General features: G+C 69.9%; 25 protein-coding genes. 16 read left to right on the top strand and 9 right to left on the bottom strand.

The annotated features are described in order from the left end of the window. Nucleotides 1–219: 219 nt before the first annotated feature. Genes sufB through G5T42_RS16120 form a run of 5 tightly spaced genes read left to right on the top strand, consistent with a single transcriptional unit; the run spans nucleotide 220 to nucleotide 4,309 of the window. On the top strand, nucleotides 220–1,638 hold the full coding sequence (gene sufB, locus G5T42_RS16140) for a Fe-S cluster assembly protein SufB (protein ID WP_165129778.1): 1,419 nt from the start codon (nucleotides 220–222) through the stop codon (nucleotides 1,636–1,638). Next, complete coding sequence (sufD, locus tag G5T42_RS16135; RefSeq protein WP_165129777.1) at nucleotides 1,639–2,847, top strand: Fe-S cluster assembly protein SufD; 1,209 nt, start codon at nucleotides 1,639–1,641, stop codon at nucleotides 2,845–2,847. Continuing rightward, complete coding sequence (locus G5T42_RS16130; RefSeq protein ID WP_165129776.1) at nucleotides 2,844–3,173, top strand: non-heme iron oxygenase ferredoxin subunit; 330 nt, start codon at nucleotides 2,844–2,846, stop codon at nucleotides 3,171–3,173. The genes sufD and G5T42_RS16130 overlap by 4 nt, the downstream gene beginning before the upstream one ends. A 14-nt stretch (nucleotides 3,174–3,187) precedes the next feature. Next, entirely contained in the window at nucleotides 3,188–3,970 is a 783-nt protein-coding gene (sufC, locus tag G5T42_RS16125) for a Fe-S cluster assembly ATPase SufC (protein ID WP_165129775.1), read from the top strand. Nucleotides 3,971–3,979: 9 nt separating this feature from the next. Further along, nucleotides 3,980–4,309 carry a metal-sulfur cluster assembly factor gene (locus tag G5T42_RS16120; protein ID WP_133544131.1) on the top strand — a complete coding sequence of 110 codons (330 nt, stop codon included), beginning with the start codon at nucleotides 3,980–3,982 and terminating at the stop codon, nucleotides 4,307–4,309. A gap of 326 nt (nucleotides 4,310–4,635) precedes the next feature. On the opposite strand, the gene G5T42_RS17950 is transcribed toward G5T42_RS16120, so the two are convergent. Continuing rightward, the gene (locus G5T42_RS17950; RefSeq protein ID WP_206535792.1) at nucleotides 4,636–4,845 is read right to left on the bottom strand and encodes a hypothetical protein; all 210 of its coding nucleotides are present in this window, start codon (nucleotides 4,843–4,845) and stop codon (nucleotides 4,636–4,638) included. A 470-nt stretch (nucleotides 4,846–5,315) separates the two neighbouring features. Between G5T42_RS17950 and G5T42_RS17945 the strand changes: the two genes are divergently transcribed. From G5T42_RS17945 to G5T42_RS16080, 8 genes are all read left to right on the top strand, one after another. Then, nucleotides 5,316–5,942, top strand: coding sequence for a DUF3471 domain-containing protein (locus G5T42_RS17945; RefSeq protein WP_206535663.1), 627 nt, complete (start codon nucleotides 5,316–5,318; stop codon nucleotides 5,940–5,942). 80 nt (nucleotides 5,943–6,022) lie between these two features. Then, nucleotides 6,023–7,180, top strand: coding sequence for an aminotransferase class I/II-fold pyridoxal phosphate-dependent enzyme (locus G5T42_RS16110; RefSeq protein ID WP_165129774.1), 1,158 nt, complete (start codon nucleotides 6,023–6,025; stop codon nucleotides 7,178–7,180). Then, nucleotides 7,177–8,541, top strand: coding sequence for an MFS transporter (locus tag G5T42_RS16105; protein WP_241245868.1), 1,365 nt, complete (start codon nucleotides 7,177–7,179; stop codon nucleotides 8,539–8,541). The genes G5T42_RS16110 and G5T42_RS16105 overlap by 4 nt, the downstream gene beginning before the upstream one ends. 48 nt (nucleotides 8,542–8,589) lie before the next feature. Then, nucleotides 8,590–9,519, top strand: coding sequence for a siderophore-interacting protein (locus G5T42_RS16100; protein WP_165129773.1), 930 nt, complete (start codon nucleotides 8,590–8,592; stop codon nucleotides 9,517–9,519). Next, nucleotides 9,516–10,529 carry an iron chelate uptake ABC transporter family permease subunit gene (locus G5T42_RS16095; RefSeq protein ID WP_165129772.1) on the top strand — a complete coding sequence of 338 codons (1,014 nt, stop codon included), beginning with the start codon at nucleotides 9,516–9,518 and terminating at the stop codon, nucleotides 10,527–10,529. Before G5T42_RS16100 ends, G5T42_RS16095 begins: the two co-directional genes overlap by 4 nt. Continuing rightward, nucleotides 10,526–11,569 (top strand): iron ABC transporter permease, encoded by a 1,044-nt coding sequence (locus tag G5T42_RS16090; RefSeq protein ID WP_241245867.1) that lies wholly within the window; start codon nucleotides 10,526–10,528, stop codon nucleotides 11,567–11,569. Before G5T42_RS16095 ends, G5T42_RS16090 begins: the two co-directional genes overlap by 4 nt. After that, the gene (locus G5T42_RS16085; protein ID WP_165129771.1) at nucleotides 11,566–12,393 is read left to right on the top strand and encodes an ABC transporter ATP-binding protein; all 828 of its coding nucleotides are present in this window, start codon (nucleotides 11,566–11,568) and stop codon (nucleotides 12,391–12,393) included. The genes G5T42_RS16090 and G5T42_RS16085 overlap by 4 nt, the downstream gene beginning before the upstream one ends. Before the next feature lie 31 nt (nucleotides 12,394–12,424). After that, nucleotides 12,425–13,468: an iron-siderophore ABC transporter substrate-binding protein gene (locus G5T42_RS16080; RefSeq protein ID WP_165129770.1), complete on the top strand. Its 1,044-nt coding sequence runs from the start codon at nucleotides 12,425–12,427 to the stop codon at nucleotides 13,466–13,468. A gap of 65 nt (nucleotides 13,469–13,533) precedes the next feature. Here the strand turns inward: G5T42_RS16080 and G5T42_RS16075 are convergent, their stop codons facing one another. Next, nucleotides 13,534–13,779: a hypothetical protein gene (locus tag G5T42_RS16075; protein ID WP_165129769.1), complete on the bottom strand. Its 246-nt coding sequence runs from the start codon at nucleotides 13,777–13,779 to the stop codon at nucleotides 13,534–13,536. A 158-nt stretch (nucleotides 13,780–13,937) separates the two neighbouring features. Here G5T42_RS16075 and G5T42_RS16070 point away from each other — a divergent pair, with 158 nt between their 5' ends. Further along, entirely contained in the window at nucleotides 13,938–14,960 is a 1,023-nt protein-coding gene (locus tag G5T42_RS16070) for a hypothetical protein (RefSeq protein ID WP_165129768.1), read from the top strand. Between the two features lie 83 nt (nucleotides 14,961–15,043). Here the strand turns inward: G5T42_RS16070 and G5T42_RS16065 are convergent, their stop codons facing one another. After that, on the bottom strand, nucleotides 15,044–15,682 hold the full coding sequence (locus G5T42_RS16065) for a biotin transporter BioY (RefSeq protein WP_165129767.1): 639 nt from the start codon (nucleotides 15,680–15,682) through the stop codon (nucleotides 15,044–15,046). A 124-nt stretch (nucleotides 15,683–15,806) separates the two neighbouring features. Here G5T42_RS16065 and G5T42_RS16060 point away from each other — a divergent pair, with 124 nt between their 5' ends. Continuing rightward, on the top strand, nucleotides 15,807–17,405 hold the full coding sequence (locus G5T42_RS16060) for an ABC-F family ATP-binding cassette domain-containing protein (RefSeq protein WP_165129766.1): 1,599 nt from the start codon (nucleotides 15,807–15,809) through the stop codon (nucleotides 17,403–17,405). Nucleotides 17,406–17,454: 49 nt separating this feature from the next. Here the strand turns inward: G5T42_RS16060 and G5T42_RS16055 are convergent, their stop codons facing one another. The 4 genes from G5T42_RS16055 to G5T42_RS16040 are packed head-to-tail and all read right to left on the bottom strand — an operon-like array spanning nucleotide 17,455 to nucleotide 19,608. Next, nucleotides 17,455–18,324, bottom strand: a complete 870-nt coding sequence (locus G5T42_RS16055; protein WP_165129765.1) for an SURF1 family protein — start codon at nucleotides 18,322–18,324, stop codon at nucleotides 17,455–17,457. Then, entirely contained in the window at nucleotides 18,321–18,533 is a 213-nt protein-coding gene (locus G5T42_RS16050) for a hypothetical protein (protein WP_206535783.1), read from the bottom strand. The genes G5T42_RS16055 and G5T42_RS16050 overlap by 4 nt, the downstream gene beginning before the upstream one ends. A gap of 2 nt (nucleotides 18,534–18,535) precedes the next feature. Further along, nucleotides 18,536–18,946: a DUF3099 domain-containing protein gene (locus G5T42_RS16045; RefSeq protein ID WP_241245866.1), complete on the bottom strand. Its 411-nt coding sequence runs from the start codon at nucleotides 18,944–18,946 to the stop codon at nucleotides 18,536–18,538. Nucleotides 18,947–19,005: 59 nt separating this feature from the next. Beyond that, nucleotides 19,006–19,608, bottom strand: coding sequence for a DUF4190 domain-containing protein (locus tag G5T42_RS16040; RefSeq protein WP_165129762.1), 603 nt, complete (start codon nucleotides 19,606–19,608; stop codon nucleotides 19,006–19,008). 112 nt (nucleotides 19,609–19,720) lie between these two features. On the opposite strand from G5T42_RS16040, the gene fabG reads away from it, so the two are divergent. Further along, complete coding sequence (gene fabG, locus G5T42_RS16035) at nucleotides 19,721–20,431, top strand: 3-oxoacyl-ACP reductase FabG (protein WP_165129761.1); 711 nt, start codon at nucleotides 19,721–19,723, stop codon at nucleotides 20,429–20,431. Between the two features lie 39 nt (nucleotides 20,432–20,470). On the opposite strand, the gene G5T42_RS16030 is transcribed toward fabG, so the two are convergent. Continuing rightward, nucleotides 20,471–21,166, bottom strand: coding sequence for an alpha/beta hydrolase (locus tag G5T42_RS16030; protein ID WP_165129760.1), 696 nt, complete (start codon nucleotides 21,164–21,166; stop codon nucleotides 20,471–20,473). A gap of 32 nt (nucleotides 21,167–21,198) precedes the next feature. Beyond that, nucleotides 21,199–21,870, bottom strand: coding sequence for a phosphoserine phosphatase SerB (serB, locus tag G5T42_RS16025; protein WP_165129759.1), 672 nt, complete (start codon nucleotides 21,868–21,870; stop codon nucleotides 21,199–21,201). Nucleotides 21,871–21,878 lie beyond the last annotated feature (8 nt).

Raw genomic sequence — 21,878 nt, 5'->3', positions numbered from 1 at the left:
CCGGCGGGGGACGACTCGCGAACGGGCCTCGGCGCGAGCCTGTAGAATCGAGGGGTTGCGTGCGAGTGCCGTCGGCGCCGCGCACCACTGACAGTTTAGGCGCGCAGGCCTGGCGCCGCCGATGAGGGCCCAGAGCGGCATCCCCCCTTCCCAACTCCCAGGAAGATCAGGAATGCCGGGGCGGCTGACACCGTTTCGGTCCATGAGGAGAGTGTGACGATGTCCGATGTGCTGATCGACCGCCCCGAGCTCGATGGTCTGGGGGTGTACGAATTCGGATGGCATGACGCCGACGCCGCCGGAGCCAGCGCGAAGCGCGGCCTGAGCGAAGCCGTCGTTCGTGACATCTCCGCGCTCAAGAGCGAACCCGAATGGATGCTCAAGAACCGGCTCAAGGGATTCCAGCTCTTCGGCCGCAAGCCGATGCCGACGTGGGGCGCCGACCTCAGCGAGATCGACTTCGAGAACATCAAGTACTTCGTGCGCTCCACGGAGAAGCAGGCCCAGTCGTGGGAGGACCTCCCGGACGACATCAAGAACACGTACGAGCGGCTCGGCATCCCCGAGGCGGAGCGCTCGCGCCTCGTCGCCGGCGTCGCGGCCCAGTACGAGTCCGAGGTGGTCTACCACCAGATCCAGGAGGAGCTCGAGGCGCAGGGCGTCATCTTCCTCGACACCGACACGGCCCTCAAGGAGCACCCCGAGTTCTTCGAGGAGTACTTCGGCACCGTGATCCCGGCGGGCGACAACAAGTTCGCCGCGCTCAACACGGCCGTCTGGTCGGGTGGCTCGTTCGTCTACGTCCCCAAGGGCGTGCACGTCGAGATCCCGCTCCAGGCCTACTTCCGGATCAACACCGAGAACATGGGCCAGTTCGAGCGGACGCTCATCATCGCCGACGAGGACTCGTACGTGCACTACATCGAGGGCTGCACGGCCCCGATCTACAAGAGCGACTCCCTGCACTCGGCCGTCGTCGAGATCATCGTCAAGAAGAACGCCCGCGTTCGGTACACGACGATCCAGAACTGGTCGAACAACGTCTACAACCTCGTCACGAAGCGCGCGATCGCGCACGAGGGCGCGACGATGGAGTGGATCGACGGCAACATCGGCTCGAAGGTGACGATGAAGTACCCGTCGATCTACCTCATGGGGGAGCACGCCAAGGGCGAGACGCTCTCGGTTGCGTTCGCGGGCCCCGGCCAGCATCAGGACGCCGGCGCCAAGATGATCCACATGGCGCCGTACACGCAGTCGTCGATCGTCTCGAAGTCGATCGCGCGGGGCGGCGGCCGCGCGGGCTATCGCGGCGAGGTCCGCGTCGACGCGAACGCGCACCACTCGGCCAACACGGTCCGCTGCGACGCCCTGCTCGTCGACACCATCTCGCGCTCCGACACCTACCCGGCGATCGACATCCGCGTCGACGACGTGCAGCTCGGACACGAGGCCACGGTCTCGAAGGTCAGCGAGGAGCAGCTCTTCTACCTGCAGTCGCGCGGCATGCCCGAGGACGAGGCGATGGCCATGATCGTCCGCGGCTTCATCGAGCCGATCGCCCGTGAACTGCCCATGGAGTACGCCCTGGAGCTCAACAAGCTCATCGAGATGGGCATGGAAGGATCGGTCGGCTGAATGACGACCACGACTGAGGCACCCGTGTCCGAGACCGACGACCGAGTGGTGCCGGGTTCCCGAGCGCACTCCGACGGGGCCGGTGCCTTCGTGCCCGTGCAGACCCGGTCCGAGCGCCCGAGCTCGTTCAGCCCGGCCGACTTCGCCGTCCCGACGGGCCGCGAGGTCAACTGGCGCTACACGCCGGTGAACAGGCTCGCTCCGCTGTTCGAGGATGTCGCGGGCCCGCACGGCGTCATGGAGGTCGACGTGCAGGCGCCCGAGGGCGTCGAGCACTCGCGCCTCGCCCCCGGCGCGGCCCCCCGCGGCGAGATCTTCCGTCCCGAGGACCTCCCGAGTGCGATCGCCTGGACGCAGGAGACCGAGGCGCCGCTCATCCGCATCCCGGCCGACGCGGAGCTCGCAGAGCCGGTCGTTGTCAACCTGACCGGCAGCGGCGGCCTCGCGCACGCCCACGTCGTCGTCGAGGCCGGTGCCAACTCGCGCGCGACGGTCCTCTTCCGCCACACGGGCTCCGCCCAGCACTCGCAGAACATCGAGATCCTCGTGCGTGACGGCGCGAAGCTCACGGTCATCACGGTGCAGGAGTGGGAGGACGACGCCCTCCACCTCTCGGCCCACCAGGCGCGGGTCGAGAAGGACGCGTACCTCCGTCACATCGTGGTCAGCTTCGGCGGAGGAGTCGTCCGGGTGAACCCGTCGATCGAGCTCGCCGGAGCCGGCTCCGAGGCCGAGCTCTTCGGGCTGTCGTACTCGGACGCCGGACAGCACCTCGAGAGCCAGGTCTACCTGCACCACAAGGGCGAGCACACCAAGGGCGACGTCCTCTACAAGGGCGCGCTCCAGGGCGTCGGCGCCCGCAGCGTCTGGATCGGCGACGTGCTCATCGGACCGGATGCCGTGGGAACCGACTCGTACGAGGCGAACCGCAATCTCGTCCTGACCGACGGGGCCCGCGCCGATTCCGTCCCCAACCTCGAGATCGAGACGGGCGACATCCAGGGTGCCGGTCACGCGAGCGCCACGGGTCGCTTCGACGACGAGCAGCTGTTCTACCTGCAGGCACGCGGCATCCCCGAGGAGGAGGCCCGTCGCCTCGTCGTCATCGGGTTCCTCGCCGAGATCGTCCAGAAGATCGGTCTGCCCTCGCTCGAGCAGGAGCTGTCGGAGGCGATCGAACGCGAGCTCGCGGAAGGTGCCGTCGCATGAGCGCGACCCGCATCTGCGCTCTGAGCGACCTCGAGCAGGACGCCGCCCAGCGCTTCGAGGTCGACGGCGTCCCCATGGCCGTCGTCCTCGACTCCAACGGCGAGGTGCACGCCATCGGCGACACCTGCACCCACGGCGACATCTCGCTCGCCGAAGGCTTCGTCGACGGCGACACGCTGGAGTGCTGGGCCCACGGCTCGGCATTCTCGCTGCGCAGCGGCAAGCCCCTCAACCTCCCCGCGTACGAGCCGGTCCCGGTCTACGCCGTCACGATCGAGGGGGACGACGTGCTCGTCGACCCCGCCGTGACCAAAGAAGCGAACTGAAAGAAGAGACCCGCATGCCTGTCCTCGAGATCCGAGACCTCCACGTCACCGTCGAGACCGACGAGGGGACGACGCCCATCCTCAACGGCGTCACCCTCACGGTCCAGACCGGGCAGACGCACGCCATCATGGGCCCCAACGGCTCGGGCAAGTCGACTCTCGCCTACACGATCGCCGGTCACCCGAAGTACACGGTGACCAGCGGCACCATCACGCTCGACGGCGAGGACGTCCTCGCGATGACGGTCGACGAGCGCGCTCGCGCAGGCCTCTTCCTCGCGATGCAGTACCCGGTCGAGATCCCCGGCGTCACCGTCACGAACTTCCTCCGCACCGCCAAGACCGCGATCGACGGCGAGGCGCCCTCGATCCGCACGTGGACGAAGGACGTCAAGGAGGCGATGAAGCACCTGCGCATGGACGGCAAGTTCGCGCAGCGCAACGTCAACGAGGGCTTCTCGGGCGGCGAGAAGAAGCGCCACGAGATCCTCCAGCTCGAGCTGCTCAAGCCGAAGATCGCCGTGCTCGACGAGACCGACTCCGGCCTCGACGTCGACGCGCTGAAGATCGTCTCCGAGGGCGTCAACCGCGCCAAGGGCGAGACCAACCTCGGTGTGCTGCTCATCACGCACTACACGCGCATCCTGCGCTACATCCACCCCGACTTCGTGCACGTCATGGTCGCCGGGCGGATCGTCGAGGAGGGCGGCCCGGAACTCGCCGAGCGTCTCGAGAACGAGGGCTACGACCGGTTCCTCGAGCCCCTCGCCGAGGCCTCGGCTGACGCCGAGGCGTAAGATCGCAGCATGACCGCGACGCTCACACCCGAGAAGTTCGACGAGGTCACCGAAGCGCTGAAAGACGTCATGGACCCCGAGCTGGGGATCAATGTCGTCGACCTCGGCCTCATCTACGACCTGGCCTGGGATGACGAGAACGATGCTCTCGTCATCCATATGACACTGACGTCGGCGGGCTGCCCGCTGACCGACGTCCTCGAGGAGCAGACGGCTCAGGCCCTCGACGACGTCGTGGAGCGGTTCCGCATCAACTGGGTGTGGATGCCGCCGTGGGGACCTGAGCGGATCACCGATGACGGTCGCGACATGATGAGGGCGCTCGGCTTCGCCATCTGACGCCGGGCGCGTGCCCGCCCGCTGTGCCACACTCGGCACATGAGCGGGCTGCTTCGCCGGGGTTCCGGCATCCTCGTCGTCGTCGCCTCGATCGCCGCCCTGACCGGCTGCACGGTGTCGTCTGCGCCGGCGGAGTCCTCCGCTGAGGCATCCGTTCCCGCGAATGAAAACCCCGGGACGGACGCCGTCGCACAGGTCACCTCCGACAGTGTCGATGCGGCGATCGCCGATCTGCCCGCCTCGGTGAAGGCGGCGATGGATGCCACAGGCACCCCGGGGATCGCGGTCGGCGTCGTGTACGACGACGAACTGCGATTCGCCGAGGGCTACGGCGTGAGAGACGTCGACAGCGGCGACCCGGTCGACCCCGACACCGTCTTCGCGCTGGCGTCGGTCTCGAAGTCGGTGGGCACGAGTGTCATCGCGCGGGCGATCGACCAGGGCACCGTGACGTGGGACACACCGGTCGCCGACCACCTTCCGGGCTTCGCGCTGTCGGACGCGTATGTCGGTTCGCACGTCACGATCGGCGACATGTACGCGCATCGGTCCGGACTCTACGAGCATGCCGGCGACGAGCTGGAGGAGATCGGCTACGACCGCGCCACGATCATCGATCGGCTCCGGCAGATCCCGCTCGAGCCGTTCCGCACGACCTATCACTACGGCAACTTCGACATCACGACCGCCGCCGAGTCGGTCGCTCAGGCAGCGGGCGAGGAGTGGGCCGATCTCTCCGAGCGCCTCCTCTACGAGCCGCTCGGCATGACGTCTACGAGCTCGCGCTTCTCGGACCTCGAACAGCGCGACGATCGCGCGCTGGGGCACGTCGAGGTCGACGGGAAGTGGGTCGTGAACCCCGATCAGCGGCAGCCCGATGAGCAGTCGCCGGCGGGCGGGGTCAGCTCGAGCGTCGACGACCTGGCGATCTGGATGAGGATGCTGCTCGCCGACGGGGACGTCGACGGGGGAGACGTTCATCGATCCGGCGTCGCTCCTGCCCGCCATGACGACCCAGTCCGTCTCGTCGCGTGCGTCGTCGATCGGCTCGCGCTCCGGCTACTACGGCTACGGCTTCAACGTCGGCACGACCGCGGGCGGCATGGTCGACGTCAACCACTCGGGTGCCTTCGCCCTGGGGACGGGGACCGTCGTCAAGATGCTCCCGGAGGCCGGCCTCGGCATCATCGTCCTCGCCAATGCCTCGGCCAACGGCGTGGTCGAGGGCATCGCCGCCCGCTTCATGGACATCGCCCAGTTCGGCAGCGAGCGCCGCGACTGGCTCGACCTCTTCACCGGTGTGTTCGCACAGATGAACGTGCCATCGGGAGAGCTGGTGGGCGAGGATCCGCCGACGGCTCCGGCCGCTGCCCGCCCGCTCGCCGAGTACGCCGGTGAGTACGCCAACGACTACTTCGGCCCTGCGACCGTCGCCGTCGCCGGGGATGCGCTCGAGCTGCGCCTCGGCCCGACCGGCGAGTGGCCCCTCGAGCACTGGGACGGAGACGTCTTCGTCTTCCGGCCGGAGAGCGAGAACGCGCTTCCCGGCAGCATCTCGCGGGCGACCTTCGACGGCGACTCCCTGGTGCTCGAGTACTTCGATAAGGAGGGCCTCGGCAGCTTCAGCCGGTGACGTCGTAGGGATGCTGGGCTGACGCCGCAACGCAGAGACACGTCCGGGCGAGGCATCCGCCCCCTCGTTAGGCTCGGGGGGTGAGCGCCACCCCCCTCCAAGCCCTTCCTCTCGACGAGCTCCGGAAGCGCTCCAGCACCAAATGGCGCAAGTACTCCGACGACATCCTGCCGTTCTTCGTCGCCGAGATGGATTACCCGCTCGCGCCTGCGATCACGCGCTCGCTCCTGCGCGCCGTCGAGCTGGGCGACACGGGCTACACGCCGCCCGAGCCGGGTGTGCGCGAAGCCTTCGTCGACTTCGCCGCACGCCGCTTCGACTGGGACGTGGACCCGCAGACGGTGTTCTGGACCGGCGACGTCATGATGGGCGTCGTCGAGATCCTGCGCGCGGTGACTGCGCCGGGCGACCGCGTGGTCGTCACGACGCCGGTCTATCCGCCGTTCTTCGACACGGTAGAGGAGGCGGGCGCTGTGGTGGAGCGCGTTCCGCTCGCCCGCACCGAAGGGGGCTGGGAGCTCGACCTCGACGGCATCGAGGCGGCGCTCGCAGCCGGGGCGCGTGCCGTGCTGCTCTGCAATCCGCACAACCCGACGGGGACGGTCCATTCGCGCGAGAGCCTCGCAGCCCTCGCCGACCTCGCGGCGCGCTACGGTGCCGTGGTGGTTTCCGACGAGATCCACGGACCTCTCGCCCACGGGGTGCGGTTCACCCCGTTCCTCGCGGCCTCCGACACAGCTGCCGCTGTCGGGTACGCAGTGACCAGTGCGAGCAAGACCTTCAATCTCGCCGGCCTGAAGTGCGCCGTGATGATCGGCGGCGGTCCTGAGCAGGCGAAGGTCCTCCGCGCCCTGCCGTGGGAGGTCGAGTGGCGCACGGGCCTCTTCGGCGCCATCGCGAACAACGCCGCCTTCTCGGCCGAGAGCGACGCGTGGCTCGACAGCCTGCTCGTGACTCTCGACGCCAACCGGCACCTGCTGGCCGATCTGATCGCCGAGCATCTGCCGAAGGCGGAATACCGGGTGCCCGACGCGGGTTTCCTCGCGTGGGTGGATGTCTCGGCCTACGGCTGGGGCGACAACCCCGCGACCGTCCTGCGCCGCAGGGCGCGGGTCGCGTTCCACCACGGACCGCTGTTCGGCGAGGAAGGCAAGGGTCACGTGCGCATCAACTTCGCGTGCTCGCCCGAGGTCCTGCGCGAGGGGATCGAGCGGGTCGGCGCGCTCGTCGCGTCGTGACCGCAGAGGTGGATCGCCCGGCATCCGTCTGGGATGCCCGGTTCCTGTGGGTGACGGTCGGCGCGGTCGCGCTCATCTTCCTCGCGGCCATGCAGTCGCTGGCCGTGACCACCGTCATGCCGGTCGTCAGCGAGGATCTCGACGGCGCCGCGCTCTACGCCGTCGCCTTCGCGGGCACTCTCGCCACGAGCGTCATCGGAATGGTGGCCGTCGGGGCGTGGAGCGACCGGTCCGGCCCGGTATGGCCGCTGACGACGTCGGTCCTGCTCTTCGTCGCGGGACTCGTGGTGGCGGGCCTCGCGCAGTCGATGGAGGTGCTCGTCGCCGGACGCCTCATCCAGGGGCTGGGAACGGGCGGCCAGACGGTCGCGCTCTACGTCGTCGTGGCGCGGGTCTATCCGCCCGCGCTGCACGGCCGGGTCTTCGCGGCCTTCTCGGCCGCGTGGGTCGTGCCGTCGCTCATCGGTCCGTTCCTCGCGGGGGCCGTGACGGAGTATCTGCACTGGCGATGGGTCTTCCTCGGGGTCGCCGGGCTCACGGTCGTGGCGTTCACGATGGTGGCGCTGCGGCTGTGGGGACTTCCCCTCGGCACCGAGCATCCGTCGACCGCTCGGATCGGTGCGCGGCTGGCGTGCGCCGTGCTCGTCGCGGTGGGGGCTCTCGGCCTGAGCCTCGCGGGTGAGCTCGACGCCTACGCCTGGGCGGCGGTCGCGGCATCCGTCGTCGTGCTCGCCCTGGCCTCCCGACCACTGCTTCCGCGGCGAACCCTCCTCGCGGCCCGGGGGCTGCCGAGCGTCGTGCTCATGCGAGGCCTCATCGCGGGGGCGCTGTTCGGCGCCGAGATCTACGTCCCGTACCTCCTCATCGAGGACTACGGCTTCTCGCCGACCTGGGCGGGCCTTGGCCTCACCGCCGCTGCGATCGCCTGGGCTGTCGCGGCCGATGTGCAGGGACGGTTCGGTGATCGCATCGGCAACGCCCGCATCGCCCTGTTCGGCACGTCGCAGCTCGCCGCGGCTGCCCTGGTGGCCGGCGCGACGGCGGCACTCCACCTGCATCCGGTGGTGCTGATCGTGGGCTGGGCTCTCGCGGGCTCGGGCATGGGCCTGATGTATCCGCGGCTGACGGTGCTGACGCTCGCCTACTCGACGCCGCAGAACCAGGGGTTCAACTCGTCCGCGCTGTCCATCTCGGATTCGATCGGGGCGGCGACGTCGATCGCGGTGATGGGTCTCGTCTTCACAGCCCTTGCGGGGACGGATGCCGCGTTCCCGGCCGTCTTCGGGATCGCCGTCGTGCTCGCGGGTCTCGCACTGATCCCCGGCCTGCGGCTCGGCCATGCGCACGAGAAAGCTCACTGACGAGACATCGGTTTGAAGCTCTGGGGTAGGTAAGGCTAGCCTAAGGTCATGCCTTCGACCTCGACCGCTGTCCGGCCTGCCTACCGCCCCTACGCGGCGGAGGTCGTGCGGGTCGAACGCGTGAGCCCGCACTTCGTGCGAGTGACGTTCACGGCGGAGGACTTCGAGCACTTCGGCACCGCGCGTCGCGACCAGCGCGTCAAGCTCGTGCTCCCGCACGCCGACGGATCCATCTCGGACATCGGCCAGCACGAGGCGGCGGGGGACTGGTACGACCGATGGCGGTCCCTGCACCCGGCCGATCGCAACGTCTTCCGCACGTACACCGTGCGCCGCGTCGATCCGGACGCTCGGGAGCTCGACGTCGACTTCGTCACCCACCACGATGCGGGACCGGCCGGCTCGTGGGCCGATCGCGCCCGGGTGGGGCAGCGACTCGTCGTCGTCGGCCCCGACGCGCGCAGCCCCTTTGCCCACACAGGATTCGACTGGCACCCCGGAACCGCCCGCCGTGTGCTCCTGGCGGGCGACGAGACGGCCGTCCCGGGGATCGCCGGCATCCTCGAGTCACTCGGGCCGGAGTACGACGCCGACGTGTTCATCGAGGTGCCGAGTGCGGCCGACGTCCTGAAACTCCCGCACGGTCCGCGGGTGAGGATCACGTGGCTCGCCCGCGGCGAGCGCGCTCATGGCGCCGCTCTCATCGAGGCGCTCACTTCGTGGACGGCATCCCACCGGCACGTTCTCGCTCGCGCGGCCGCCCCGCGCCGGCAGAAGCTCGCCGACATCGATGTCGACCTCGAACTGCTCTGGGACAGCCCCGAGGACGGCGAGGGCGAGTTCTACGCGTGGATCGCGGGGGAGGCGGCGACCGTGAAGACACTGCGTCGGCTGCTGGTCACCGGCCACGGCGTCGATCGCAAGCGTGTCGCGTTCATGGGCTACTGGCGCCTGGGTCAGGCGGAACGCATCGAATGAACAGCACCGCCCGCACCCGACGGGCGCGTCTCGTGCTGATCGTGGTCATCGTGCTCCTCGCGGGGGCCGTCGTCCTGAGCCTCGGCGTGGGCGCGCGCCCCATCGCGCCGGCCGCCGTCCTGCAGGCCCTCTTCGCTCCCGAGCCCGGCAACGCCGATCACACGGTCGTCCTGACGCAGCGCGCCCCTCGCACCCTCATCGGCCTCCTCGCCGGCGCCGCCCTGGCTCTCGCCGGCACCGTCATGCAGGGCCTGACGCGCAACCCGCTCGCCGACCCCGGGCTCCTCGGCGTGAACTCCGGCGCATCCGTGGCCGTCCTCGCGGCGATCGTGCTGCTCGGCGTCGCCGCTCCGGCGGGGTTCGTCTGGTTCGCCTTCGGAGGTGCGGCGATCGCCGCGGCCGTCGTCGCCGTCATCGGCTCCCGGGGGCCGGATGGCGGCAACCCCGCGAAGCTCGCGCTCACCGGCGCGGCCGTCACGGCGGGCCTGACCGCCGTGACGCTCCTCATCCTCACGACGAACCGCGCCGCGCTCGACGTCTACCGATACTGGTCGGTCGGCGGACTCACCGCCCGGGGGCTCGACACCGTCGCCGTGGTCGCGGTGCCGATCGCCCTCGGCATCGTCCTCGCCGCCGTCTGCGCCCGAGGGCTCGATCTGATCGCCCTGGGGGAGGACACCGCGACGGGGCTCGGCCACAACGTCGCACGCACCCGCGCGCTGGGGATCGTCGCGACGATCCTCCTGTGCGGCGGAGCGACGGCGATCGCCGGCCCGATCGTGTTCCTCGGCCTCCTCGTGCCGCACGCGCTGCGCGCGCTCGTCGGCTCGGACTACCGCTGGCTGCTCCTCGTCGGTGCGCCGGCAGGCGCTCTCGTCCTGCTCGTGTCCGACGTCCTCGGCCGCGTCATCGCGCTTCCCGGTGAGGTCCAGGCGGGGCTCGTCGTGTCCTTCGTCGGCGCGCCGGTGCTCATCTCGCTGGTGCTGCGGCGCAGGCAGGTGGTCCTGTGAGCGCCGTCGTCGCACCGGTGGGATCGAGTGGCGTCGCCGCGGTGCGGTCCCGGGTCAGCCGTCGTCGCACGATCGTGGCGCTGGGGGTCGGAACGCTGCTCGTGGTCGTCGCGGCCGTCTCGCTCTCGGTCGGCGACTACGCACTCGCGCCGGCCGATCTATGGCGGACGCTCTGGGGCGGCGGCTCGCGCATCGAGAACTACGTCGTGTTCGACATCCGGGCCCCTCGCGTGGCGATGGCTCTCGTCGTCGGCGCGTCGCTCGGCGTCGCGGGGGCGCTCCTCCAGTCGCTCCTGTCGAACTCGCTCGCGAGTCCTGACCTGCTCGGCATCAGCGGGGGAGCGGGCGTCGCGGCCGTGTTCGGGCTTCTCGTCCTGGGCGTCGGCGGCCCGTGGGTCGCTCTCCTGGCGTTCGCGGGCGGGCTCGCGGTGGCCGCATTCCTCCTTCTCGCCGGGCGGCGCCGCGCCGACGGCGACTATCGCCTCATCATCGCAGGGGTAGGGGTCTCATTCCTCTGCATCGCCCTCACGAGCTACCTCCTGGTGAAGGCGCAGGTCGAGCTCGCCCAGTCCGCCCTCATCTGGCTCACCGGCAGTCTCGCCTCGACGCCGTGGTGGAACGTGGGAGTGGTGCTGGCGGTCGGCATCGCCGCCGTGCCCGGAGTCGTCGCGTGCGCCCGCTGGCTCCCGCTGACGCAGCTGGGCCCAGGCATCGCCGTGTCGCTCGGCGTCCAGCCGGGTGTCGTGCGCATCACGGCGGTGATCGTGGCGGTACTCCTGACCGCGACCTCCACGGCCTTCGTCGGGCCCATCTCGTTCATCGCGCTGTGCGCACCGGCAGTCGCCCGACCGCTGCTCGGCCACGGCGCCCTCGGCATCGGCACGAGTGCGGCCGTCGGCGCGACGCTCCTCGCTGCGGCGGATCTCGCCGCACAGTACGCGATGCCGGGCGTCTCGCTGCCGGTCGGCGTCGTCACGGGCGCGCTCGGCGCGATCTTCCTCCTCTGGCTGCTCTCGACCTCGAAGGGACGGCACCTGTGACCTCGGCATCCGTCACCGCCCCGCGCCTCGCGGCCCGGGGCCTCGCCGCCGGCTATCCGGGGCGCCGTGTCATCGAGGGACTCGACCTCGAGATCGCGCCGGGGAAGATCACCATGATCATCGGCGCCAATGCATGCGGGAAGTCGACCCTGCTCGGTGTCCTCGCCCGGGTCAGCAGCCCGCAGGGCGGGCGCGTCGAACTCGATGGGACGGATGTCGCGGCTCTCCCGCGACGGACGTTCGCCCAGACGGTCGGGCTGCTGCCGCAGCATCCATCCGCTCCCGACGGCTTGACGGTCGCCGAGCTGGTGTCCCGCGGACGCCATCCCCACCGCGGCGTCTTCCAGCGGTGGAGCGCCGCCGACACGGCCCGTGTCGACGAAGCGATGCGCCGCACGGGCGTCGCGGAGCTCGCGGACCGACCGGTCGGCGACCTGTCCGGCGGTCAGCGGCAGCGCGTCTGGATCGCGATGGCGCTCGCGCAGGATCCGCGGATCCTGCTCCTCGACGAGCCCACGACCTTCCTCGACCTCAGCCACCAGATCGAGGTGCTCGACCTGCTCCGCGAGCTCAACCGCAGCGACGGCACGACGATCGTCGTCGTGCTGCACGAGCTCAATCTCGCGGCGCGCTATGCCGACGAGCTGGTCGTCATGTCGCACGGACGCATCGTCGCGCACGGCAACGCTGCCGAGGTGCTCACGCCAGAGGTGATCTCGGAGGCCTTCTCGCTCGACGCCCTGGTCATCCCCGATCCGCTCACCCAGACCCCCCTCGTCGTCCCCGTCCCCGGCGGCTCCCATGTCGTCGCGGACGAGGAATGACGGACCGCCCCACGAAAGGAAGAACACAGCAATGCCTTCTCGCCTTCACCCCGCCGCCGTGATCGCGGCCTTCGCCGCAGCAGGCGCCCTCATCCTGAGCGGCTGCGCGGGTTCGGCTGCGTCGGACTCGTCGTCGGATTCCGCGTCGGCCGCGCCCGGCGACGCCTCCGCGTTCCCGGTCAGCTTCGAGCACATCTACGGCGAGACGACGATCGACGCGGCGCCTGAGCGCATCGCGACATGGGGCTGGGGCGCCACCGACGCCGTTCTCGCCCTCGGCATCGTTCCCGTCGCGATCTCCTCGATGGACTACGGCGGGGGCGACGACCGCATCACGCCGTGGGTCGAGGACGCGATCGAGGAGCTGGGCGGCGAGAAGCCCGTCATCCTCGACAACGCGACGTACGAGCTGTCGATCGAGGAGCTGCTCGCTGCCGACCCCGACGTCCTGATCGCGCCGTACTCGGGGCTCACGCAGGAGGAGTACGACGCGGTCACGAAGGCGGGCATTCCCGTCGTCGCCCCGGAGGAGGCGCTGTGGTCGACGCCGTGGCGAGACGTGATCACCGAGACCGGCAAGGCTCTGGGCCTCGAGCCCGAGGCGGAGAAGATCGTCAGCTCACTCGACACACAGGTTGCGGATGCCGCGGCGGCGCATCCGGAGTTCGCCGGCACATCCATCGCGTACATCGACGATGACGTGGACACCCTGTACCTCTATCTGCCGGCCGATCCGCGAGTCGAGATCCTCGAAAACCTCGGATTCGTCTCGCCGGAGAGCGTCACGGCTCTCGACACAGGGGAGGGCACCTTCTACACGACGGTGAGCTACGAGAACCTCGACAAGATCGACGCCCAGGTCGTGTTCACGCAGGCCGAGGAGCAGTCCACGCTCGATGAGTTCCTCGCATCGGATCGTGGACAGCTGATCCCCGCGGTCAAGAAGGGCGCCGTCGCTCCGATCGTCGGCGAGGAGAACGTGGCTGCGGTCTCGCCGACGGCTCTGTCGCTGCCGTGGCTGCTCCCCACGATGGTGGAGAAGCTGGCCGAGGCGACGGCTGTGGCGAAGAGCTGACCGTCCCAGAAGAGCGAGAAGACCCCGGCCGCGCTGGCCGGGGTCTTCTCGGTTGTCTCGGGCGGCTACTCGTCGTCGCCGGGTCTGCCGGCCTTCCTCCGCTCGAGCCGCCAGTGGATCTCATGGGTCGTGGGATGCCGCCACTCGATCATTCGGTACTCGAATCCGGGAAGCAGGACGATCGGGATGGGGTCGGGCGATGCCGGGGCGACTGCGCCGACGACGATCTTGGCGTCCGTCGGGATGAACGGCGACTGGGCGGGGACGGGTGCCGTGATGATCTCTACCGGGTCTCCGTATGGTCTGGCCATAGACGCAACATAGCAGTAACCGGGAGATTCCTGAGTAGGCCTTGAAGATGTGTTAGGGACGACATAGAGAGATGATAAAGTTCTCATAAAGCAGTCAAGGCCGCTCCGGCGGCGCATGAGCGAACCCGAAACACCACCTGATCGAAGGAGATCACCCGATGCGTCGCATCACCAAGATCGCCGCGGGCACCGTCCTCGCGTGCGCGCTCGTCGGCACCGCCGGCGCGGCCAACGCCTATACGCTGACGCCCAACGGCACCGGCTTCATCGGCAAGGGCGAGGTCCAGACCGCGCTCGGCATGAACAACGCCGCGCTGCAGAAGGCCGTCGACGCGAACGCTCTGACGTTCACGAGCAAGCAGAGCGTGTCGCAGGCCGTATCGCAGGACGCCACGCAGGCGGGCACGCAGGCCGGCGTTCAGTCCGGCCTCCAGGCCGGCGTCCAGTCGGCTACCCAGGCCGGCACGCAGACCGTGTCATGGGACCTGTCCTGCACGATCGACAACAAGAACAAGCAGTTCCACCGCGAGGGCACCCGTGACGGCGTTCGCGCCGGCACCGCGGTCGGATCCCGCACGGCCGAGCGCGACGCCGTGCGCACCGCCGACCGCGACGGCGTTCGCACGGGCACCCGCTCGGGCGTCGTCTCCGGCGTCGTCGACGCCGACATCGACGCCAAGGCTCGCAAGACGGGCCAGTGGACCGGCTGGAACATCAAGGGCATGACCAACCAGAAGACCACGATGTCCGAGGTCGCGGTCTGGAACGAGCCGACGACGTTCGGCGACTGGGAGCTCGGTGCCTGGTCGCAGGGAGGCGAATGGTCGGCCGCCGGTGACTGGACCTTCGGCGACTGGTCGTTCGGCGACTACTCGTTCGGCGACGTCACGTGGGGCGGCTGGCAGAACGAGCCGGGCGAGGCTCCCGGCGACTGCGACCGCGGCAACGCCAAGGCCATCAACATCGTCGAGACGATCACGTACGGCGCGACGGTGAACGGCGTGATCACCCCCGGCACCATCGCCCCCGGTGCTGTCGTCGCGGGTGACGTCGCCGAGGCGGGCGACATCGTCCCCGGCGACGTGGCGTACATCGACCCGGTGCGGAACGTCGGCGACATGACGTACGGCTCGATCACGCTGTTCGTCAACGGCAAGTCGCTCGGCACTCCGGCGGTCTGATCGCCGGCACCACGCACACAGCCCCCCGGTCCTCATTCGATGAGGGCCGGGGGGCTGCTGCGTTGGCGGGTTCCCGAGTGCGCTCAGGCGCCCTTGCGCTTGTCGGCTGCGCGGACGAGGGCCCACGCGCCGGGGATGATGAGGGCCGCGAGGCCGGCCTTGATGAAGCCGCCCAGGATGAAGGGCAGGACGCCCACCTCGAGCACCTGCCAGAAGCCGTAGTCCAGGCCGAGCACCGAGTTCAGGATGTAGGCCATGTAGGGCACCCCGAACAGGAACGGGATCACGCTCGCGATGGCGAATCCCGCGAAGGCGAGCAGGGGCTTGCGGTCCCACGCGCGCTCGGCGAACCAGCCGGCCACGAACGCCGAGACGATGAAGCCGACGATGAAGCCGAAGCTCGGCTTGGTCACCGCGGCGATCGTGCCCGTGAACTCGGCGAAGATCGGGAGCCCCGCGAGGCCCAGTACGAGGTAGGTGGTCAGGGCGGCGGCGCCCCGCCAGGCGCCGAGAGCGGCGCCGACGACGATGACGCCGAGGGTCTGGCCAGTGATCGGCACGGGCCATAGCGGGATCTCCACCTGGGCGAGCACTGCGACGACCGCGGCGCCGGCGAGGACGAAAGCGGCGTCGACCGCAAGCGCGCGGGCGCGATCGGTGGGGCGGGCGATGAGGTCGGCGAGGACGAGGCGGCGATCAGGAGATGCGGCGATGGCGGACATGGGGCTCCTTGGCGTCGAGCGCACGGGGCGGCGCGGGAAGGGAGGGGCGGTCTCGCGACTTATACTAGGGGGCTGGCCATCGGCCCCATCTGCACCCATTCACCTAAGGAAACGGACGTCCGCTGTGCTCGCCGTGCACGACCTCGAGATCCGCGTAGGCGCTCGCGTCCTCATGTCGGACGTCTCGTTCCGCGTCTCGGACGGCGACAAGATCGGCCTCGTGGGCCGCAACGGCGCCGGCAAGACGACCCTGACCAAGGTGCTCGCGGGCGATGTGCTGCCCTCGGCGGGCAGTGTCGATCGCTCAGGCGAGCTCGGCTACCTCCCGCAGGATCCCCGTTCCGGCGACCCCGAGATGCTCGCCCGCACGCGCATCCTCGATGCCCGTGGTCTCGGCACGATCGCGATCGGCATGCACGACGCATCGCTCGCGATGGCATCGGACGACGCGGATGCCGCGGCCCGCGCCATGCGCAAGTACGCCAACCTCACCGAGAGGTTCGAAGCGCTCGGCGGCTACGCGGCAGAGGCGGAAGCGGCATCCATCGCCCACAATCTCTCGCTGCCGGATCGCATTCTCGACCAGCCGCTGAAGACCCTCTCGGGCGGACAGCGCCGGCGCATCGAGCTGGCCCGCATCCTCTTCTCGGATGCGCAGACGATGATCCTCGACGAGCCCACGAACCACCTCGACGCGGACAGCGTCGTATGGCTCCGCGAGTTCCTCAAGGGCTACAAGGGCGGCCTCATCGTCATCTCGCACGACGTCGAGCTCGTCGGCGAGACCGTGAACCGCGTCTTCTACCTCGACGCCAACCGCCAGGTCATCGACATCTACAACATGAACTGGAAGAACTACCTGCGTCAGCGGGTGGCCGACGAGGAGCGCCGCAAGAAGGAGCGCGCGAACGTCGAGAAGAAGGCGAGCGTGCTGCAGCAGCAGGCGGCACGGTTCGGAGCGAAGGCCTCGAAGGCCGCCGCGGCGCACCAGATGGTCGCGCGGGCCGAGAAGATGCTCGCGAGCCTCGACGACGTCCGTCAGGAGGAGCGCGTCGCGAAGCTGCGCTTCCCCAAGCCCGCACCGTGCGGCAAGACCCCGCTCATGGCCTCAGGTCTGTCGAAGTCGTACGGCTCCCTCGAGATCTTCACGGACGTCGATCTCGCGATCGACCGCGGTTCGAAGGTCGTCGTGCTCGGACTCAACGGCGCCGGGAAGACGACCCTGCTCCGCATCCTCGCGGGCGTCGACAAGCCCGACACGGGGCAGATCGAACCCGGCCACGGCCTCAAGGTCGGCTACTACGCCCAGGAGCACGAGAACCTCGACGTCAGCCGCTCGGTGCTCGACAACATGATGTCGGCCGCGCCGGACATCACGGCGACCGAGGCGCGCAAGGTGCTCGGCTCGTTCCTCTTCACGGGGGACGACGTGCTGAAGCCGGCGGGCGTGCTGTCGGGCGGCGAGAAGACGCGACTCTCTCTCGCGACGCTGGTCGTCTCGAGTGCGAACATGCTGCTGCTCGACGAGCCGACGAACAACCTGGACCCCGCATCGCGTGAGGAGATCCTCGGCGCGCTCGCGCACTACGAGGGCGCGGTCGTGCTCGTCTCGCACGACGAGGGTGCGGTCCAGGCCCTCAATCCCGAGCGCGTGCTGATCCTCCCCGACGGCGTCGAGGACATCTGGGGCCGCGACTACGTCGACCTCGTATCACTCGCCTGAAGGCGGGTGCGGCGGGCCCGGCGCTCACCGGTCTGCCGGCAGCCTGCCGTCACCGCCCCGCGGTGTCGAGAAGCGCATCCTCGGCGTCGGCATCGGCATCCCGGCGCTTCTTCGTCCGCACCGGCGCAGGCTCGCCGTTGCGCGCCGCTTCGGCGTCCTCCCGCCGGTGGGCTCGCTCCGTGCGGATGATGTAGCCGATGAAGATGAAGCCCATGACGGCGAAGAGGATCCACTGCACCGCGTAGGAGAGGTGGGGCCCCGGGTCATCCGACGGCGCCTCGAGAGCCTCGGGCCGCTCGGCCGGTGCCGGGTCCTCCGACACCATGACGCCGTACGCGCTCCGCTCGAGCGCGTCGCCGGCGGAAGGATCGACGAGGCCCGCGACGGTCGGCAGGTGGATTGTCGGCACCTGGCCGTCGGGCGCGGAGCGACCCGAGCCCGGGAGCGGCTCTCCCGGACGGAGGCGCACGACGACGGTCACCTCGCCGTCGGGCGGGCCGGGAACGTGGTCGGGGGCGTTCTGCGCCTCACCCGGCGGGACCCACCCCCGATCTACCAGCACGACCCGCCCATCGTCGAGGCGGAAGGGAACCAGCACCTCGTACGCGGCCGTGCCGCCGTGCGCCCGGTTGCGCGCGAGCAGCTGGTCGTCTGCGAGGTACGTGCCCGTGAGGGTCACGGGAGTCCACTCGTCGGAGGGCTTCAGCGAGGCCCCGGCCGGGATGACGTCGGCGAGCGGCACGGGATCGGAGTCGTAGTTCGCCGCCACGAGGGCGAGCTGCTCGGAGCGCTGCGCGTTGCGCGAGAACTGCCAGTTCGAGAGGAACGCGCACGCGATCGCGAAGACGATCGCGATGGCGACGTAGACCGTCCAGCGGACGGCGGCCGGGGCATCCCGGCGACGCGAGCGAACGCTCATCCCGGCTCTCCCGCCGCCTCGAGCTGAGACACCTCGACGGGGAAGTCCCGCGTCGCGAGGAAGTCGCGGAGGTAGTCGCGATGCTCGTCGCAGGCCACCCAGGTCTTGCGGCGGTCGGCGGAGTGGATCCGCGGATTGCGCCAATCGATCCGCCACGTCGCGGCCGCGCGGCATCCCGCCCGCGAGCACATCGCGGGCTCGGCATCCATGCTCATGCGGAGCTGCCCTGCTCGGGATCGGAGAGGTCGGACGGATGCCGCGGTACGCCGTCGTCGCTGCTCGCCGCGAGCGGTCGCTGCTCCTCGAGGCGGATCACCCGCGGATTCTCCTCGCGTGGAAGCGCCGGCGTGGCGCTCGGAAGCGCACGCTCGGGAGCCTCGCGACGGACCCTGCGTCCGTCCTCGCCGACATTCGCCATCACGACGGCGATGTAGGGGAGGAAGACGGCGCCCGCCGCGAAGATCCACGTGTACCAGCTGTAAGGAGTGATCACGACCATGAGGATGAAGCACGCGACACGGATGCCCATCGTGATGAGGTAGCGGGTCGACCGCGCGCCGACCTCGTCACGCGGCGCCTGCGGAAGCGACGTCGCGGACTGCGCTCCGCTCGAGTTCTTCACGATGCTTCCAGGGTACGCCGCGTGCAGGTCACAGGCCCCGCCGGGGGCCTCGGAACGGGCTACGAAGTCTGGAAGTTCCCCACGTTCGCGGTGAACCAGCTCAACCATGCGAAGAAGACGATGATCCCGATGATCGCGAAGGCGAGGCCCACATAGCCGACGATGGTTCCGGCGAGGGCGATGCCCCGGCCGTTCTCGCCGGTCCGCTTGATCTGACCGAGCGCCATGTGACCGGTGATGATGCCGACGATCGATCCGATGAACGGGATGATGAAGATGCCGACGAGAGACGAGACGAGCGACACGATCGCGAGCCCGTTGGTCTTGGGCGCCGCGTACGCCCCGTAGGCGGGAGCCGAGTACGCGCCGCCCGGGTAGGCGGCCTGGCCGTACTGCTGCTGCCCGTAGGCGGGCGGCGTGCCGTACTGGCCGTACGCAGGCGGCTGCTGGCCGTAGGACGGCTGCGCCGCGGCGGGGGGCTGCTGTCCGTACTGCTGGCCGTAAGCGGGGCTCTGATCCTGCCCGTACGCGGGAGGCTGCTGGCCGTAGGCCGGGGGAGCCGGGGGAGCGGGCGGCGCCGGGTCGAGAGGTGTCGTCGGCTGGTCGTCCGGGCGCGGCGTGTAGCCCTCGTCCCGCGTGTCGTCGTTGCGCGCATCGCTCATGATCGGGCCCCTTCCGTCGCGTGCGCTCCCAGGCTCCCAGCGCTGCGGGAGCGTGTCAAACGCGCCGCTAGGCTGGTGCGGACCACCGCCGTCACCTTCCCCGGGAGTGAGCATGTCCACTGATCGCGTCGTCCTCGTCACCGGTGGGAACCGCGGCATCGGCCGCGCGATCGCCGAACGCTTCGTCGCCGAAGGGTACAAGGTCGCCGTGACCGCCCGCTCGGGCGAGGGCCCCGAGGGAACGCTGACGGTCCGGGCGGATGTGACGGATGCCGCGGCCGTCGATGCGGCGTTCACCGAGGTCGAGGCATCCCTCGGTCCGATCGGGATCGTCGTCGCGAACGCCGGCGTCACGAAGGACACCCTCCTCCTGCGCATGACCGAGGACGACTTCGACAGCGTCGTCGCGACGAATCTCGGCGGCGCCTTCCGTGTCGTCAAGCGCGCCTCCAAGGGGATGCTGCGTGCCAGGTGGGGGCGCGTCATCCTCATCTCGAGCGTCGTCGGCCTGTACGGATCGCCCGGGCAGATCAACTACGCGTCGTCGAAGGCCGGGCTCGTCGGATTCGCCCGGTCGCTCACGCGCGAGCTGGGCGGCCGAGGCATCACGGCCAACGTGGTCGCACCGGGTTTCATCGAGACCGACATGACGGCCGCGCTCCCCGACGAGACCCAGGCCGAGTACAAGAGCAACATCCCTGCGGGCCGCTTCGCGACGCCCGACGAGGTGGCCGGAGTCGTGACGTGGATCGCGTCGGACGACGCCGCCTACATCTCGGGCGCCGTCATCCCCGTCGACGGTGGCCTGGGCATGGGGCACTGACCCCGAACCACGCGCCCCCGGCGCATCCGCCGTCCGGAGTCAGCGGTCGACGGCTTCGAGGATCGCGGACGCGACCACGTCGGGCTTGGAGAACTGCGGCCAGTGCCCGGAGTGGAGGTCGACGATCTCGAGGTCCTCGAGAGCGGCGAGCTCCGCTGCCCAGGGCGGCGGGTCGGCGATGAGCTCCCGGACCTGGGACCCGGTCATCGACCCCGCCAGCATCGTCACGGGCACGCCGCGCCGCCGCTCGTCGCCGAGCCGCACGCTGTCGGTCGGCACCTGCGCCGGCACGGACTTCACGCGACCCGCGACATCTCTGCGGGTCTGATCGTCGAGGTCGCCGATCTCGGCGTCTTCGAACGAGTCCCAGCCGGGGAAGGGCACGACGCCGTCGACGATCGGGAACTCCCAGATCGACCCGCCGTCGGTCGGCGTGAACGTGTCGAGCAGGATGACGCGCGCCACGCGGTCGGGGCGCGCACCCGCCGCACCCCACACGACGTTGCCGCCGCCCGAATGCCCCACGAGGACGACCGGCGCGTCGACCGCATCGATCTGCTCGACGACCGCGTCGACCCAGTCGTTGATGCCTATGTCGGAAGACTCCTCGCCGGACGCTCCGACGCCGGGCATCGTGAGCGGATGCACGCGATGCCCCGCCGCTTCGAGAGCGGGGGTGACGCCGTCCCAGGACGATGCGTCGAGCCAGAGACCGGGAACCAGGATGATGTCCATGCCGCGACGCTACGCGTGGCCGCCGACATCCGTCACGGGAGGAGCGGGATGACCTCGCGCAGGTCGACGGGCCCCACCACGATGTCGGCCCGCTCGCGCACGGCGGGCTTCGCGTTGAAGGCGATCCCGAGCCCGGCGACCGCCATCATCCGCAGGTCGTTGGCGCCGTCGCCGATCGCGATCGTGCGCGACAGGGCGACGCCGCCGTCATGCGCCCATTCGCTCAGCGCGAGCGCTTTGCCCTCGGCATCCACGATCTCACCGTCGACCAGGCCGGAGAGCCGGCCGTCGCTCACCGCGAGACGATTCGCGCGCCACACGTCCACGCCGAGCTCGGGGGCGATCGTGTCGAGGATCTCGTGGAAGCCGCCCGATACGACGCCCACGCGGCCCCCGCGCTCATGGACCGCATCGATGAGCTCCCGCACGCCGGGCGTCGGCTCGATCCGCGAGAGCACGTGCGCGAAGGACGAGACCGGGACGCCCTCGAGCGCCAGCACCCGCGAGCGCAGGCTCGTGGCGAAGTCGACCTCTCCGCGCATGGCGGCCTCGGTCGCCGCCGTCACCTCCGCGCCCCGCCCGGCCTCGTCTGCGATGAGCTCGATGACCTCGTTGCGGATGAGGGTCGAGTCGGCGTCGAGCACGACGAGGAAGCGGGTGGATGGCGCGGGCACGCCTTCCACCGTAGCGGCGGGCCGCGGCATCCCTCGCC

Origin of the sequence: Microbacterium sp. 4R-513, from assembly GCF_011046485.1 — a bacterium.
Classification (GTDB): Bacteria; Actinomycetota; Actinomycetes; order Actinomycetales; family Microbacteriaceae; genus Microbacterium.
The sequence above is the reverse complement of the archived record's forward strand: the minus strand, read 5'-3'. Positions and strand labels throughout refer to the sequence as shown.